Annotated in this window: 11 protein-coding genes, 1 tRNA gene and 1 pseudogene; 3 read left to right on the top strand and 10 right to left on the bottom strand. The window is 69.9% G+C overall.

What is annotated here, in order from left to right:
* Positions 1 to 7: 7 nt before the first annotated feature.
* Together LY625_RS09485 and hisS are read right to left on the bottom strand one after the other, a co-directional pair.
* A complete protein-coding gene (locus LY625_RS09485) occupies positions 8 to 1,912 on the bottom strand; it encodes an aromatic amino acid lyase (protein WP_233739857.1) in 1,905 nt (634 codons plus the stop codon).
* Positions 1,909 to 3,279: a histidine--tRNA ligase gene (gene hisS, locus LY625_RS09480; RefSeq protein WP_233739854.1), complete on the bottom strand. Its 1,371-nt coding sequence runs from the start codon at positions 3,277 to 3,279 to the stop codon at positions 1,909 to 1,911. Before hisS ends, LY625_RS09485 begins: the two co-directional genes overlap by 4 nt.
* Positions 3,280 to 3,418: 139 nt before the next feature.
* Here hisS and LY625_RS09475 point away from each other — a divergent pair.
* The 3 genes from LY625_RS09475 (at position 3,419) to LY625_RS09465 (ending at position 5,119) form a co-directional block, all read left to right on the top strand.
* Positions 3,419 to 3,495 (top strand) — tRNA-Pro (locus LY625_RS09475).
* Positions 3,496 to 3,635: 140 nt separating this feature from the next.
* A complete protein-coding gene (locus LY625_RS09470; protein ID WP_233739853.1) occupies positions 3,636 to 4,232 on the top strand; it encodes a type IV toxin-antitoxin system AbiEi family antitoxin domain-containing protein in 597 nt (198 codons plus the stop codon).
* Positions 4,229 to 5,119, top strand: coding sequence for a nucleotidyl transferase AbiEii/AbiGii toxin family protein (locus LY625_RS09465; protein WP_233739852.1), 891 nt, complete (start codon positions 4,229 to 4,231; stop codon positions 5,117 to 5,119). The genes LY625_RS09470 and LY625_RS09465 overlap by 4 nt, the downstream gene beginning before the upstream one ends.
* On the opposite strand, the gene LY625_RS09460 is transcribed toward LY625_RS09465, so the two are convergent.
* From LY625_RS09460 to LY625_RS09425, 8 genes and pseudogenes are all read right to left on the bottom strand, one after another.
* Positions 5,059 to 6,333: a glutamate-5-semialdehyde dehydrogenase gene (locus LY625_RS09460; protein ID WP_233739851.1), complete on the bottom strand. Its 1,275-nt coding sequence runs from the start codon at positions 6,331 to 6,333 to the stop codon at positions 5,059 to 5,061. The two genes, LY625_RS09465 and LY625_RS09460, sit on opposite strands and share 61 nt — an antisense overlap.
* Positions 6,333 to 7,499, bottom strand: a complete 1,167-nt coding sequence (proB, locus tag LY625_RS09455; protein WP_233739850.1) for a glutamate 5-kinase — start codon at positions 7,497 to 7,499, stop codon at positions 6,333 to 6,335. The genes LY625_RS09460 and proB overlap by 1 nt, the downstream gene beginning before the upstream one ends.
* A 318-nt stretch (positions 7,500 to 7,817) precedes the next feature.
* On the bottom strand, positions 7,818 to 9,275 hold the full coding sequence (locus tag LY625_RS09450; protein WP_233739849.1) for a bifunctional 2-methylcitrate dehydratase/aconitate hydratase: 1,458 nt from the start codon (positions 9,273 to 9,275) through the stop codon (positions 7,818 to 7,820).
* Between the two features lie 51 nt (positions 9,276 to 9,326).
* The gene (gene argH / locus LY625_RS09445) at positions 9,327 to 10,628 is read right to left on the bottom strand and encodes an argininosuccinate lyase (protein WP_233739848.1); all 1,302 of its coding nucleotides are present in this window, start codon (positions 10,626 to 10,628) and stop codon (positions 9,327 to 9,329) included.
* Between the two features lie 92 nt (positions 10,629 to 10,720).
* Positions 10,721 to 11,668: pseudogene (gene argC / locus LY625_RS09440) on the bottom strand (N-acetyl-gamma-glutamyl-phosphate reductase); the annotation flags it as partial.
* On the bottom strand, positions 11,665 to 13,023 hold the full coding sequence (locus tag LY625_RS09435; protein ID WP_233739847.1) for an acetylglutamate kinase: 1,359 nt from the start codon (positions 13,021 to 13,023) through the stop codon (positions 11,665 to 11,667). The gene LY625_RS09435 and the pseudogene argC, both read right to left, overlap by 4 nt.
* A complete protein-coding gene (locus tag LY625_RS09430) occupies positions 13,020 to 14,102 on the bottom strand; it encodes an acetylornithine deacetylase (RefSeq protein ID WP_233739846.1) in 1,083 nt (360 codons plus the stop codon). Before LY625_RS09430 ends, LY625_RS09435 begins: the two co-directional genes overlap by 4 nt.
* Entirely contained in the window at positions 14,095 to 15,339 is a 1,245-nt protein-coding gene (locus LY625_RS09425; protein WP_233739845.1) for an argininosuccinate synthase, read from the bottom strand. Before LY625_RS09425 ends, LY625_RS09430 begins: the two co-directional genes overlap by 8 nt.
* Between the last annotated feature and the right edge of the window lie 57 nt (positions 15,340 to 15,396).

Below are 15,396 nucleotides of genomic sequence, written 5' to 3'. Positions count from 1 at the left end.
GTCCTCCTCAGTCGGCCCACGCATTCCGGGCGGCGGCCAGTACCACGCCATCGGTGACCAGCTTCACGGCGGCGGCCACGTCGCCGTCCATCGCCCGGTCACGCGGCATGAAGGCGATGCGCCCGCGGATCGCCGCATGGGCGGCCGCGACCGCCCTGCCCGGCCGGAACTCCGGCGCCGCGGCGAGCTCGGTGCACAGCCCCTCGACATCACGGTGGAACGCGGCCTGCAGCGGCTCGCCGTCCCGGCGTGGCCCACCCTGGATCTTGCGCGCCAGCGCCGCGGCACTGCCTTCGCGGGCCAGCTTCCGGGCGGCGTTGATCATCGCCAGGCGCAGGTCCAGCGCCTGCGCGGCGGTGTATAGCTCCAGCCCCAGCACCTTGCCCAGGTCGTCGACCATGGCCAGCACGTGGCGCGCCTCGTTGGCGCCCATCGACACGTGGTCCTCGGCGTTGGCGCTGGTCGGGATGGAGTACACCGAGGCCGGCATGGCCCGGCTGGCCAGGTCGTTGACGATCGCCGCGGCGGTGTACTGGACGATCATGAAGCCGGACTCGGTGGCGTCCTCGTTGCCGATCAGGAACGCCGGCAGGCCGTCGTTGGTGGCCGGGTCGACCAGCTTGTTGAGCCGGCGCTCGGAGATGCTGGCCAGGGTCGGGATGGCCGCCTTGAGGTAGCTCATCACCAGTGCCAGCGGCATGCCGTGGAAGTGGCCGGCGGAGATCACCTGCTGCTCGACGTGCTCGGCTTCGGCATCGGGGAACACGATCGGGTTGTCGGTCAACGCGTTGAGCTCGATCTCCAGCACCCGCGCGGCCTGGGCGACCGCATCGCGCACCGCGCCGTGCACCTGCGGCACGCAGCGCAGCGAGTAGCTGTCCTGCGGCTGGTGCTTCTTGCCGCCACGGAACGGGCGGAAGCGCTGGTAGAACTTCTCCCGGCCGTGGCGCTGGTCGGCCGGCACCCAGTCCCAGCCGATGTCGAAGCCCGGCGCGTCGGCATCGTCCTGCGGCCAGGCGTCCGGCGACCAGGGGCGGAAACGCGGCACCAGGTGGTAGCCGATGTCGGCCAGGGTCGAGCCTTCCAGCAGCTTGCGCAGGTGCGCGGCGACCTCGACCTGCCCCGGGTGCGGGCGCAGGGCGTGGACCTCCCCGGCGAACGCGCCCAGGCGCCCGGCGAAGGCATCGACGGTCATCGCCGCGGCCAGGTCGGCGGTGTCGAGCAGTTCCTCCAGCTTCGACAGCGCCAGCACGCCGCAGGCCAGCATCTGCGCGGTGCCGTTGTTGAGCGCCAGGCCTTCCTTGTAGGACAGCGTCACCGGCTCCAGGCCGGCGCGCGACAGCGCCTCGCCACCGGGGATGCGCTCACCCTGGTAGAAGGCCTCGCCGCCGCCCAGCAGCACGATGGCCAGGTGCGACAGCGGCGCCAGGTCACCCGAGGCCCCCACCGAGCCCAGCTGCGGCACCACCGGCACGATGCCGGCGTTGAGCATCGCCACCAGTGCCTGCAGGGTCTCCACGCGGATCCCGGAGTGCCCTCGCAGCAGGGTGTTGATGCGGATGCACAGCATCGCCCGCACCACCTCCGGCGCGAACGGCTCGCCCACGCACACGGCGTGGGTGACGATCAGGTTGTGCTGCAGTTCGGCGTGCAGGGATTCGTGCGGATTGGCGGCATCGCCGCCGGCGCCGCTGCGCACCCGGCGGGCACCCAGCAGCCGGTCGGCATTGCTGCCGAAACCGGTCGACACGCCGTAGATCGGCTCCTCGCGGGCGACCTGGGCGGCCAGGAATTCGGCCGCCTTCGCCACCGCCGGGAGGCGCGCGGCGTCCAGTTCCACCGCGGCGCCATGGGCGACCGCGACCAGTTGCGCCCGCGTCAGCGAGCATCCGTCCAGCTTCACCGGCGTCATGCCGCGCCCCCCTGTTGCATGCGCGCCCGCAGCGCGGCCACCAGCCCGGCGCGCGGCGCCTCGAACTGGTCGCCATCGCGCAGGTCCTTGATCGTCACCACCCCGCGCGCGGCCTCGTCCCCGCCCAGCACCGCGACGAAGCGGATGCCGGCGCGGTCGGCGTACTTGAACTGTTTACCGAGCTTCGACGCCTCCATGACCACCTCGGTATCGATCCCGCCGGCGCGCAGCTCGGAGGCCAGCGCCAGCGACTGCGGCAGCGCATCGGCGTCCATCTGGGTGACCAGCACGTCGACCGTGCTCTCGCCGGTGGCCACCAGGCCGGCTTCTCGCAGCTGCCAGAACAGCCGGGTCAGGCCGATCGAGATGCCGACGCCCGGAAGCCTGGATCTGGTGTAGTGGCTGGCCAGATCCTCGTAGCGCCCACCCGAGCAGATCGAACCGATCTGCGGATAGTCGTCCAGCGTGGTCTCGTACACCGTGCCGGTGTAGTAGTCCAGGCCGCGGGCGATGGAGAAGTTGAGCGCGTAGTCGGCCTCCGGCACGCCCATCGCGCGGACCAGCCCAAGTACCTCGCGCAGCTCGGCCACGCCCTCGCGCAAAACGCCGTTGTCGCCTTCCAGCGCGTCCAGCCGGGCGATCGCGTCTTCATGCGAGGTGGAGCGCACCTGGACGAAGGCCATGATCGCGTCCACCGCGTCGGCGGCGAGGCCGAAGCCCTCGCCGGCCAAGGTTTCGCGCACGTAGTCGGGGCCGCGCTTGTCAAGCTTGTCGACCTCGCGCAGCACGCGGGCCTGCAGGTCCGGATCGGCAACGCCGCGGGCCTCGAAGAAGCCGCGCATCAGCTTGCGGTTGTTGAGCTGGATGGTGAACCTGCCGATCGCCAGATCGGAAAACACCGCGTGGATCACCGCCGGGATCTCGGCGTCGTAGCGCACGCTCAGCGTGTCCTTCCCGATCACGTCGATGTCGCACTGGTAGAACTCGCGGAAGCGCCCGCGCTGGGCCCGCTCGCCACGGTAGACCCGCTGCATCTGGTAGCGCCGGAACGGGAAGGCCAGGTCGTGCTCGTGCTCGGCCACGTAGCGCGCCAGCGGCACGGTCAGGTCGAAGCGCAGCGCCTGCTCCGGCCGGCCCTCGCCGCCCTTCTCCAGCGCCCCGGTGGACTGGACGAAGTACACCTGCCGCTCGGTCTCGCCGCCGGACTTGGTCAGCAGCACCTCCGACAGTTCCATGACCGGCGTCTCCACCGGCAGGAAGCCAAACCGCTCGTAGTTGCGGCGGATGGTGTCCAGCATCCGCTGGAAGGCGACCTGGTCACGGGGCAGCAGCTCCATGACCCCGGGGGGCGTGCGTGGCTTGATCAAGACCGGCTCCGGGCGCGGGCGTTGAGGGGAGCCGACAAGTCTAGCGGGCGGGTGGAGGTGTGTCGCAGTTCGGCATCCGGCGAACCAGGATTCCCCCTTGCCTGCCCCCGGGGCCGCCGCTACAATGCGCTGCTCCCGTCGGGGTGTAGCTCAGCCTGGTAGAGCGCTACGTTCGGGACGTAGAAGTCGCAGGTTCAAATCCTGTCTCCCCGACCAAAGAATCAACGACCAAGGCCGCCCTTCCGGGCGGCCTTTTTCGTGATGCCACGGGACTTCCTGAAGTCCTCGCCGACACGGCGATTCCATAATGTCGGCAATAGTTTACTCTTGCCGACATTATGGAACAGACTCCCTGCATGACGAACGCCTTCGAACTGGCTCGCGACCTGATCGGCCAAGGCACGGCCCGTTCCCACGAACTTGAAGCGGCTGGCGTGGCGCGTTCGCAACTGAGCCGGCTTGTAGTCAGCGGCCAACTGGTCCGGGTCGCTCGAGGCTTGTATGCACTACCTGGACGGGAACCAGCTTCGGATGAGGCCTTGGTCATCGTGGTCAAACGAGTTCCGGAGGCGATTTTCTGCCTCCTGACTGCGCTTCGCCTCCACCGCCTCACTACGCAGGCCCCTCATGAAGTCTGGATTGCCATCGGCCACAAGGACCGGGCTCCACGTCTTGATTGGCCTCCGTTGCGCGTAGTGCGGTTCTCCGGCTCCTCTCTGGAAGCCGGGATCGAAACCCGCGTGGTCGACAATGTCCCCGTCAAGCTCACCAGCATTGCCCGCACCGTTGCTGACTGCTTCAAGTTCCGCAACAAAATTGGCGTGGATGTCGCCATGGAGGCGCTGCGGGAAGCACGTCGCAGCAGGGTGACGTCCATGGACGAACTCTGGCACTTCGCCCACATCTGCCGAGTCGCGAATGTGATGCGCCCGTACCTCGAGGCACTGTCGTGAATGCGGCGCCACCGGCAAACCGGATCGCATCAATTCGCCAACGTCTACTGGACCGCGCCAGGTCACGCGGTGAGGAGTTCCAGTTCGTACTCGACCGGTTCGCCGTGGAGCGACTGCTGTACCGACTGTCGCAATCGGTGCATCGCGATGAGTTCGTGCTCAAGGGGGCAATGCTGTTTGCGCTCTGGTTCGACCAGCCGCATCGCCCGACCCGCGATGCCGACTTCCTGGGTTTCGGCCCACCCGATGCCGAAAGGCTGGCCGGGACGATCCGCCAGCTCTGCACGATCGATGCCGATGACGGGTTGAGCTACGACACGAACTCCATCGTCGTTACGTCCATTCGCGAGGAAGCGCGCTACGACGGTCTCAGGGCATCTCTACTGGCCCGGCTCGGCAATGCCCGTTGCACCGTCCAGTGGGATGTCGGGTTCGGCGATGCCGTCACCCCCGCGGCACTGCAAATGCCCTTTCCGACCTTGCTTGACGACATGCCGGCGCCGGAGCTGCGCGTTTACCCGCGCGAGACCGTATTCGCCGAAAAGCTGGAAGCCATCGCCCAACTGGGAATCGCCAATAGCCGGATGAAGGACTACTTCGACCTGTTGACGCTGGTCCGGGAAGGCACCATCGATCCAACAGAACTTGCCAATGCCGTGCGCGCCACATTCGAACGCCGTGGCACGCCGATTCCGGTATCACCGCCGTTCGGACTGAGCCGAGCCTTTGCCCAGGACGCGCAGAAAAACGCCCAGTGGCGGGCCTTCCTGAAACGGAATCGCCTGATGGCGCCCGACCTCGAGGTCGCCGTCGCCGAAATCCGCGACTACGTCACTTTGCTCGACACATCCCCGTGCCGCGCCTGTCCCGTCCCGCGCACCACGTAGCGCTCGATGGTCAACGCCTCCAGCCCCATCGGGCCGTAGGAATGCAGGCGGGTGGTGGAGATGCCGATCTCCGCGCCCAGCCCGAGCGCGCCACCGTCGTTGAAGCGCGAGGAGGCGTTGACCATTACCGCGGAACTGCGGACCGACTGCACGAAGCACCGCGCGGCCTCTTCGTCTTCGGTGGCGATCACCTCGGTGTGGTCGGAGGTGTGCCGGCGGATGTGCGCCACGGCATCCTCGAACGAGTCGACCACCTTCACCGTCAGGATCGGCGCCAGGTACTCGGTGTCGTAGTCCTCCGGCGTCGCCTCGGTGGCCTGCGGGAACAGCCCGCGGGTACGCTCGTCACCGCGGATTTCGGCACCGCGCGCCTGCAGCTCGGCCAGTGCGCCGGGCAGCCAGCCGGGCGCGATGTCGGCATGCACCAGCATCGTCTCCAGTGCGTTGCATACGCCGGGGCGCGAGAGCTTGCCGTCGATCGCCAGTTTCAGCGCCAGCGCCGGGTCCGCCGCGCGGTCCACGTACAGGTGGCAGACACCCTTGTAATGCTTGATCACCGGCACCCGGGCGTTCTCGGCCACGAAGCGGATCAGCCGCTCGCCGCCGCGCGGGATCGCCAGGTCGATGAGGTCGCTGAGCTGCAGCAGTTCCAGCACGTGCTCGCGGGCGGTGTCCTCCAGCAACGCCACCGCTTCCCGCGGCAGGCCATGCTCCTCCAGCGCGCGGTGCAGGCACCGGGCAATGGCGATGTTGCTCTCGCGGGCCTCCGAGCCACCGCGCAGCAGGACCGCGTTGCCGGCGCGCAGGCACAGCGCCGCCGCGTCGGCGGTGACGTTGGGACGGGCCTCGTAGATCATCGCGATCAGTCCCAGCGGGATCCGCACGCGGTCGACCTGCAGGCCGTTGTCGAGGGTGCTGGTGCGGGTCACCTCGCCGACCGGGTCCGGCAGCGCGGCCACTTCGCGGATGGCCTGGACAATGCCGTCGATCCGCGCCTCGCCGAGCTGCAGCCGGTCGAGCATGGCCCCGCTGGTGCCGTTGCCACGGGCACGCTCCATGTCCTGTGCATTCGCAACCAGGATGTCGCTGCGCCCGGCGTCGACGGCATCGGCCATCGACTCCAGCAGCGCGGCGCGGGCGGCGCCGTCCAGTGTCGCCAGTTGGACCGCGGCCTCGCGGGCTTTCACGGCGAGCTTGCGTACGTATCCGGTCATCAGCATGCCTCCAGCATGGTTTCGGGGGCGGGTGTGGCGGCGGGTCCGAGCAGCACCAGGTCGTCGCGGTGGATCACCGAGGCGCCGTTGTCGAAGCCGAGCACGTCGGAGATCTCGCGGGTATGGCAACCGGCGATGCGCTGCAGGTGGTCGGACTGGTACTGCACCAGCCCGCGGGCCAGGCGCTTGCGTCCCCTGGCCGGCAGGACGTCGACCATCGCCGAACGGCTGAAGTCGCCCTCCACCGCGACCACCCCGCCGGGCAGCAGCGAGGCGCCGCGGCGGGTCAGCGCCTCGGCGGCCCCCTCATCGATGCGGATCACGCCGCCGCTGGGCGGGGTGTGGCGCAGCCAGAGCTTGCGCGCGACCAGCCGCTCGCCATGCGGCGGGATCCAGGTCCCGCGCAGGCGGCCTTCGGCCAGCCCATCGATGGTGGCCTCGTGGCGGCCGCTGAACAGCGCGGTGCCGATCCCGGCGGCGGCCGCCTTGCTGGCGGCCTCGAGCTTGGTGAGCATGCCGCCGGTGCCGAGCTCGCCGGCGCCGCCGCGCGCCATGTCCATCACCTCGGGGGTGATCGCATCGACCGTGGGCAACGGGCGCGCGTGCGGATCCTCCATCGGATGGCCGGTGTACAGGCCCGGGGTGTCGGTGGCGATCAGCAGCACGTCGGCGTCGACCAGCGAGGCCACCACCGCGGCGAGGTTGTCGTTGTCGCCGACCTTCAGCTCGTCGACCGCCACGGTGTCGTTCTCGTTGACGATCGGCAGCGCGCCGGCGCGCAGCAGCTCGCGCAGGGTGGCCCGGGCATTGAGGTAGCGCCGGCGGTTGCGCAGGTCGTCGTGGCTCAGCAGCACCTGGGCGACCGGCTGGTCCACCAGCCCCTGCCAGAGCCCCAGCATCGGGGTCTGGCCGATGGCGGCGAGCGCCTGCCGCTGGGTGAGGTCGGCGTCGCGGCCGGCAAACAGGCCGCGGCCGGCCGCCACCGCCCCCGACGAGACCAGCAGCACCTCGCGGCCCTGGTCATGGAAGCGGGACATCATCCGGGCCAGCGCGGCGGCATTGCGCTTGCCCAGCCCGCCCTTGCCATCCGACAGCAGGCTGCTGCCGACCTTGAGCACCGCGCGTTTCCAGCGCGGCATCGCTTGCTCGGGGAACTGTGGGGTCATCGGCCTGGGTTTCCTCCTCGTGCGTGGGCTCGGTGCACCACGCGGGACAGCCCGCGTGGTGCGACGGGAGCACAGCCGGATCCATGGCCAAGCGGCGCAGGCCGCTACACGCCTGGAAAAACAGACGAGGGAAGGATGGCAGTCCCGCGATACGACGCGCATGCGCGGTCGATGTTGACGTGCCGGCCCGGGGATGCCGGTCGTGCGACCGGCGGGCCTGCCTGCAGGACAGCGGCGTTACGTGCACCAACGCCGAAGCTGTACTCGAAAGCCGGGCAGTCTAACATACGCCGGCGCTTGGCCCAAGCCCGCGGCAGCCTACGCCTGCCGGTGATGGAAAAGCGCGATGAAGTCGGTCACCGGCATCGCCTCGAGCTGCTCCGGGGCAGCGGCGAGCGAAAGCAGGCGATCGACGCGGGTCCCGGGCAGCCTGCCCCGCACGGCCGATTCGAACTTCTCCATCAGCACCGGGATTCCCTCGGCGCGGCGCTTGCGATGGCCGATGGGATAGTCGATCGAGACCCGCCCGGTGGCGCTGCCGTCCCTGAAGAACACCTGGACCGCGTTGCCGATGTAGCGCCTGTCGGGATCGAAGTAGTCGCGGGTGAACTGCGCGTTTTCGCTGACGACCATCTTGCCGCGCAGCGCATCGATCCGCGGGTCGGCGGCGACCTCGTCGCTGTAGTCGTCGGCAGTGAGCCGGCCGAAGATCAGCGGCACGGCCACCATGTACTGGATGCAGTGGTCGCGGTCGGCGTAGTTGGACAGCGGACCGGTCTTGTCGATGATCCGCATGCCTGCCTCCTGGGTCTGGATCTCGATGCGTTCGACCTGGTCGAGGCGGTCCCTGACCTGCCCATGCAGCTGCATCGCGCACTCCACCGCGGTCTGCGCGTGGAACTCGGCCGGGAAGCTGATCTTGAACAGCACGTTCTCCATCACGTAGCTGCCGAAGGGACGCTCGAACCCGAACGGCCGCCCCTGGAAGGCGACGTCCCGGAACCCCCACACCGGGGCGCTCAGCGCGCTGGGATAGCCGGCCACGCCCTTGACCGCGTTGAGCGCATGGGTGACCGCGCGGCGGCAGGCATCCCCGGCCGCCCAGCTCTTGCGCGGGCCGGTGTTGGGCGCATGGCGGTAGGTCCGCAGCGCACCGTTGTCGATCCAGCTGTGCGAGACCGCGTTGACGATCTCGTCCCTGCCGCCGCCCAGCATCCAGGTGGCCACTGCGGTGGAAGCCAGGCGCACCAGGATCACGTGGTCCAGGCCGACGCGGTTGAACGAATTCTCCAGCGCATAGCAGCCCTGGATCTCGTGAGCCTTGATCGCGAGGGCAAGCACATCGCGCACGGTCAGCGGCGTGCCGCCCCGCGCCTCGGCCTTGCGGCCCAGGTAATCGGCAACGGCGAGGATCGCGCCCAGGTTGTCGGAGGGATGGCCCCATTCGGCGGCCAGCCAGGTGTCGTTGAAGTCCAGCCAGCGGATCTGCACGCCGATGTTGTAGGCGGCCTGGACCGGGTCCAGCTCGTGCCCGGTGTAGGGCACGCGCGCACCGCCCTTCATCTCCGCACCCGGGACCAGCGGCCCCAGGTGCCTCACACACTCCTCGTGGTCCATCGCCAGTGCCGCGCAGGCCAGCGAGTCCAGCAACATGTAGCGCGCGGTTTCGAAGGCCTCCCCGGACTCGATCGTGTAATCGACGAGGTAGTCGGCGATGTCGACCATCGACGGGTCGGGATCGGGACGCACTGCGGAACGGAGGGCGTGCTGGCTCATCGGCATGCACCTGGACTCGCGGATGGACCTCCGACTTTGCGGCCGATCACGTCATGCCGACGTCCATGCCCGCAGGCGGCCGCGCAGCACGTCCAGCCCCGGCTGCGCGCCGGCCCCCGGCGAGACGCGCGCCTGCAGGCTGGCCTCGGGCGAGCGGCCCTCGCCGGCCTGTTCCAGCGAGCCGGCGGCGGCGCGGTAGGCCTCCCGGAACGGGACCCCGGCCGCGGCCTGCTCCACCGCCACGTCGGTCGCATACATTCCGCCGTCGATCGCCGCGCGCATCACCTCCGCCCGCCACTCCAGGTTGCGCAGCAGGTCGGGCAGCAGTTCCAGCGCGCCCAGCCCGCGCCCGAAGGCATGGAAGATCGCGCCCTTGGAGAACTGCAGGTCGCGGTGGTAGCCCGAGGGCAGCGACAGCAGGTGCTCGATCTCCGCCCGGCCCGCCGCCACGCTGGCATGGCTGGCGCGCATCAGTTCGATGACGTCGGGGTTGCGCTTGTTGGGCATGATCGAGCTGCCGGTGGTGTACTGCGCCGGCAGCGAAACGAAGCCGAACTCGGCGCTGGTGAACAGGCTCAGGTCCCAGGCCAGCCGGCGCAGGTCCAATACCGCGCTGGACAGTGCCTCGATCGCGGCCATCTCGAACTTGCCGCGCGAGAGCTGGGCATAGGTCGCGGCCACCTGCATCCGGCCGAAGCCCAGCGCGCGCGTGGTGTAATCGCGGTCCAACGGCAGGTTCACCCCATAGCCGGCGGCGCTGCCCAGCGGGTTGGCATCGACCCAGGCCAGGGTGTCGCGGGCGCGCGCCGCATTGTCGATGAAGCCTTCCGCCCAGGCGGCCCACCACATGCCCAGCGAGGACACCACCGCCCGCTGCAGGTGGGTGTAGCCGGGCAGCGGCACCCCGCCCTCGGCCTCCGCGCGGTCCAGGGCGACGCCGGCCACCTCGACGCACAGCGCCTGCAGGCGGGCCAGCCGGTCCTTGAGCCACAAACGGGTCGCCACCAGCACCTGGTCGTTGCGGCTGCGCCCGGTGTGGATGCGCCGGCCGGTATCGCCCAGGCGCTCGACCAGCCGTGCCTCGATCGCCGAGTGGCCGTCCTCGTAGCGCGCATCGAGCACGAACGCGCCCGACCCGAAGTCCGCCGCCAGCGCGTCGAGCTCGCGGCCGATCGCCTCCAGCTCGTCCGCCGACAGGATGCCGATGCGCTGCAGCCCCTCCGCATGCGCGCGGCTGGCGCGGATGTCGAACAGGAAGAACTCGCGATCCAGGATCACGTCATCGCCGGCACAGAAGGCCTGGATCCGCCCGTCGACCTGCACCCCCGGTTTCTGCCACAGCAACCCGCTCATGCCCTTTCTCCCTCATGGCCGCGCACGGCCCCGCCGTCATGCCCGCGAACGGCCACAACGTTATGCCCGCGGACGCGGGCATCCATGGACGTACCGATCCCCGCCCACTCATCCAGCCCGAACGCCAGGTTGAGGTTCTGCAGTGCCTGGGTCGCCGCGCCCTTCAACAGGTTGTCTTCGGTCGCCACCACCACCAGCCGCCTGCCATCGGCCGACAGGGTGAACCCGCCGATCTCGACGTGGTGCCGGCCGGCAATCGCGCTGACCCACGGCGCTTCATCGACCACGCGCACCAGCGGCTCGCCGGCGTAGCGGTCGTGGTAGCGCGCCATCACCTCTTCCCGCCGCAGCGGCGCGGCCAGGTGCAGGTTCACCGTCACCGTGATGCCGCGGAAATGCGGGGCGACGTGCGGCATGAACTCGACCGGGTGGCCGAGCCGGGTGCTGACTTCGCGCTCGTGCACATGCCCGGTGAGCGCGTACGGCATCAGGTTGTCGCGCAGCTTCTCCGGGTCGTTGCGGTCCGAGGGCGTGGTCCCTGCGCCGGAATGGCCCGAAACACCGAAGCACTGCACGGGCCCTTCGAGCAGCCCGAGCATCGGCTCGATCGCCAGCTGCATCGCGGTGGCGTAGCAGCCGGGGTTGCTGATCCGGCGCTGGCCGGCGTACCGGACGCGGGTGAGCTCGGGCAGGCCGTAGTACCAGCCCGGGTCGAAGCGGTAGTCCGCCGACAGGTCGATCAGGAGCGCCTGCGAACCGGCCGCGTCGAAAGCCTCGACGCAGCGCGCGGCCTTGCCGTTGGGCAGCGCCAGCACGACCGCATCGGCCCCCAGCGCCGGCAGTTCCGCGTAGTCCGGGGCGCGGTAACGCAGCTCGCCCGCGTACGCCGGGTTGTGGTCGGCGACGCGTTCACCATCCAGCGCACGGGATGAGACGAAGGCGAGCTCGAAGCCCGGGTGCCCGGCCACCAGCCGGATCAGTTCCGCGCCAACGTGGCCGCGTGCGCCGACGATGCCGAGCCGGACGGGAGCGTCGCTCATGCCTCTGCCTCCTTCCCCACCAGCGGCGCGCCCAGCGTCGGCGCACGTCCGCGGCAATGCGCCACGCAGCGTGCGACCACGTCCAGGTCGTCGATGCCGTACCAGAACACCTTCCAGTCCTCCTGCCGCAGGTGGCCGTCGGCCTCGGCGTAGTAGAACGCGTTGACCGGGTTGCGATGGCGCGAGCGCCAGAACAGGCGCGGGGTGCGTTCGCGCATCACCTGCCACACCGCGCGCCCCAGGCCCTCGCCCTGGGCCTCGTCGAGCACGGCGAACTTGTCCAGGTAGTCCTGCCCGTCGACGTCGGCCAGGATCACCGCGGCGCGGTAGTTCTCGCTGACGTAGGCACGGCGCAGCGGGGTGCGTTCGAAGTAGCCGTCGACCAGCTTCTTCCCGAACGCGGATTCGATCAGCGTGCGCAGCCGCGGCAGGTCCAGTTCGTCCCAGGATGCCGCCTGCAGTACCTGTTCGCCGCGCCGCACCAGGGTGCCCGAGCCCTTGTGGGTGAACAGTTCGCTGGCCAACTCGGCCGGGCGGGTGATCGACACCGACGAGGACGGCGGCAGCCGGTCCAGCAACGTCTTGATCTGGGCCAGCTTCAGGCGCATGCCGCCGTTGACCCAGTCGGCCTCCATCAGCGATGCGTACTCGGTGGTCAGGTTGATGGAGTCGATCACCCTGCCCTGCGCGTCCAGCAGGCCGCCGGTGCCGGTCAGGAAAACGATCTTGTAGGGCTGCAGCTCGGTGACCAGGGCGTTGGCGGCGTAGTCGGCGTTGACGTTGACGATCTGCCCGCCGGCGGTCTCGCCCAGGCTGGCGATCACCGGGATCGAGCCGGCGGCCAGCGCGGCGCGGACCGGTGCGCGCTCCACCCCGCTGACCTCGCCGACCAGGCCCAGCCGCACCGGATCGATGACCTTCGCCTCGAACACGCCGGAGACGATCGAAGTCGCGCGCGCGCCGTGCCGGTGCAGCGCCTCGACCAGCCGCAGGTTCTGCGCATGAAACACCCGCCGCACCACGGCCAGTGCCTGCGGGGTGGTGATGCGCAGGCCGTCGACGGTCTGCTTTTCGATGCCGGCGGCGGAGAGTTCCGCGTCCAGCTGCGGGCCGGCGCCGTGAACCACGATCGGGGTCAGGCCCACGTCCTGCAGGAAGGCCAGCGACGACGCCAGCGCCTCCAGGTCGTCGCGCAGCACCGCACCGCCCACCTTGACCACGGCGAAGCGCGCGGCGTCCAGGCGCGAGAAGCGTTTCAGGTACTGGCTCACCTCGCGGGTGCTGGCCATGGAAGACAGCAACCGGACGATGGTCTGCCGGGTCTGCAGGTCACGTGGATCAGGGTTGATGGTCATGACAGGATCCCGGCTACCGATTCCGCATACCGCTGCAGCTGGTCGAGTTCGACCCACTCATCCGCCGCATGCGCCTGGGCGATGTCGCCGGGGCCATAGACCAGCGCCGTCAGCCCAGCGGCGGAAAACAGCGAGGCCTCGGTCCAGAAGTCCACGGCGTTGCCGACCGGCAGGCCGAGCTCATCGGCCAGGTCACGCGCCTGCAGCCTGCGCGCCTCCGCATCGGCGACGTCGCCGGCCGGCAGCGGCGGACCACGGAAGGTCTCTTCGTAATGGCCCACGGCCGCATCGGGAGCGAGCCCCCGCAAGCGCCCGTGCAGTCCGTCGACCGACATCGACGGCAGCGGGCGGAAGCCGAAACGGACCTCCGCGTCGGGCGCGATCATGTTGGCCTTGATGCCGCCTTCCACGCGCCCGATGTTGAAGCGCAGCCCGGCCAACCCGCCGAAGCGCTGCTGCGCTTCGCCCTCGACCAGGTCCAGCGCGCGGCTGCCCCAGCGCATCGCCTGGTGCAGCGCGCTGGCCCGCATCGCGTCGGCGCCGGAGGCGTGCCCGGCATTGCCGGTGAAACGCATCAGCACCGAGCTGATGCCGCGGTGGGCCAGCACCGCCTCGCACGCGGTGGGCTCGGCAATGATCGCCTCGTCGAAGCCATGATCGCCGGCGAGGAAGGCCCTGATGCAGCGCGCGTCGTTGGCCTCCTCGTCGGTGGAGAACAGGAACGCGGCGTCACCCGTGGTCCGTGCCGCGGCGGCCAGCAGCCCGGCGGCCGCGCCCTTGATGTCGCAGGCACCCAGGCCGGTCGCACGCCCGCCGGCAACCCGCAGCCGGTGCGGGTCCGCGGTCCACGCCGGCGAATCCGGCACCGTGTCCAGGTGCACGTTGAACACCCGCCGCGGATTGCCACGCACCGCGAGCAGCGACACCGCGCCATCGCCGTGGTCGGTCACCTCGATCCGGAATCCCGGCAGCTGCGCGCGCAGGTAATCGAAGATCCCGCCGGTCCCGATCAGCCGCGGCGGATTGCGGGTGTCGAAGCCCACCAGCGCCTCCAGGTGGCCCAGCACATCCTCAAGCACCGGCAATTCCCCCGTTCCCGGCGCCCGGTGCCCCGTTCCCGCCCCGGTTCACCTGCGCCCACAAGGTGCTGCTCATCCCGAACAGCTTGATGAACCCCTCGGCCTCCGCCACGCCCCAGTCGGCGGCCTGGGCATAGGTCGCGCCGCCGGCAGCGAGGATGTGCGGCGAATCGACCGCCACCGCGTCCACCCGGCCACCCTCGGTACGCAGCACCACCTCGCCATTGACGGTGGCCTGGCTGGAGGCGAGGAAGGCCTCCAGGTCGGCCTTGAGCGGATCGGAGAAGAAGCCTTCGTAGACCAGCTCCACCCACTTGCGCGCGACCTCGGGCTTGAAGCGGTTCTGCTGCTTGCTCAGGACCGCCTCCTCCAGCGCGCGGTGCGCGGCCAGCAGCGCCACCAGGCCCGGCGCCTCGTAGACGATCCGGCCCTTCAGGCCGATGGTGGTGTCACCGGTGTACAGGCCGCGGCCCACGCCGTACTGCGCCAGCGCCCGGTTGAGGCGCGCCAGCAGCTCATGCCCGGGCAGGCGCTCGCCATCCAGGCTGACCGCCTCGCCCTGCTCGAAGCCGACCCGCAGCTCCAGCGCCTCGTCGGGCCATTGCGCGCGCGGCAGGCACCAGCCCACCGCGCCCTCGCCCGGCACCTCCCAGCGGTCCACCTCGCCGCCGGACAGGGTCACACCCAGCAGGTTCTCGTTGATGGTATAGGCCTGCTGCTTCGCCCTGACGTGGAAGCCGCGCGCCTCCAGGTACTGCTGCTCATAGGCGCGCACCTGGGTGTGCTCCTTCTGGATCTCGCGGATCGGGGCGACGATCCGGTAATCCCCCCGGGCCATGACCGCCAGGTCGAAGCGCACCTGGTCGTTGCCCATCCCGGTGCAACCGTGGGCAATCGCCCGGGTGCCCAGTTCGGCCGCCCGCCCGAGCGCCGCCTCGACGATCAGGTAGCGGTCCGAGACCAGCAGCGGGTACTGGCCCTGGTAGCCCTCCCCGGCCCGGACGAAGGGCTTGACGAAGCCGTCCCAGATCGCCGGACCGCCATCGACGGTGACATGGCTGGCCACGCCCAGCTCGTGGGCGCGCTGCTCGATATAGGCGCGCTCCCCGGCGTCCACGCCACCGGTATCGGCAAAGACCGTATGGACCTCCCAGCCACGCGCGGCGAGGTAGGGAACGCAGAAACTGGTGTCGAGGCCGCCGGAGAAGGCGAGGACGATGGGGCGGGGCTGGGTCATGGGCTGGAACCTGAAAAAGCTCGGGGAACGGGTGGAGAGGAACGGGGAACGAGGAAC

The sequence above is a fragment of the Lysobacter sp. GX 14042 genome (genome assembly GCF_021390425.1).
In the GTDB taxonomy this organism is placed as follows: domain Bacteria; phylum Pseudomonadota; class Gammaproteobacteria; order Xanthomonadales; family Xanthomonadaceae; genus Novilysobacter.
This window is presented reverse-complemented; position numbering and strand designations above follow the sequence as displayed.

Excerpts from the sequence above, each read along its gene's own strand:
- LY625_RS09425 (WP_233739845.1), bottom strand. The coding sequence starts at position 15,339 with ATGACCCAGCCCCGCCCCATCGTCCTCGCCTTCTCCGGCGGCCTCGAC.
- LY625_RS09460 (WP_233739851.1), bottom strand. The coding sequence starts at position 6,333 with ATGACCGGATACGTACGCAAGCTCGCCGTGAAAGCCCGCGAGGCCGCG.
- proB (WP_233739850.1), bottom strand. The coding sequence starts at position 7,499 with ATGACCCCACAGTTCCCCGAGCAAGCGATGCCGCGCTGGAAACGCGCG.
- argH (WP_233739848.1), bottom strand. The coding sequence starts at position 10,628 with ATGAGCGGGTTGCTGTGGCAGAAACCGGGGGTGCAGGTCGACGGGCGG.
- LY625_RS09470 (WP_233739853.1), top strand. The coding sequence starts at position 3,636 with ATGACGAACGCCTTCGAACTGGCTCGCGACCTGATCGGCCAAGGCACG.
- LY625_RS09435 (WP_233739847.1), bottom strand. The coding sequence starts at position 13,023 with ATGACCATCAACCCTGATCCACGTGACCTGCAGACCCGGCAGACCATC.
- LY625_RS09450 (WP_233739849.1), bottom strand. The coding sequence starts at position 9,275 with ATGAGCCAGCACGCCCTCCGTTCCGCAGTGCGTCCCGATCCCGACCCG.
- LY625_RS09485 (WP_233739857.1), bottom strand. The coding sequence starts at position 1,912 with ATGACGCCGGTGAAGCTGGACGGATGCTCGCTGACGCGGGCGCAACTG.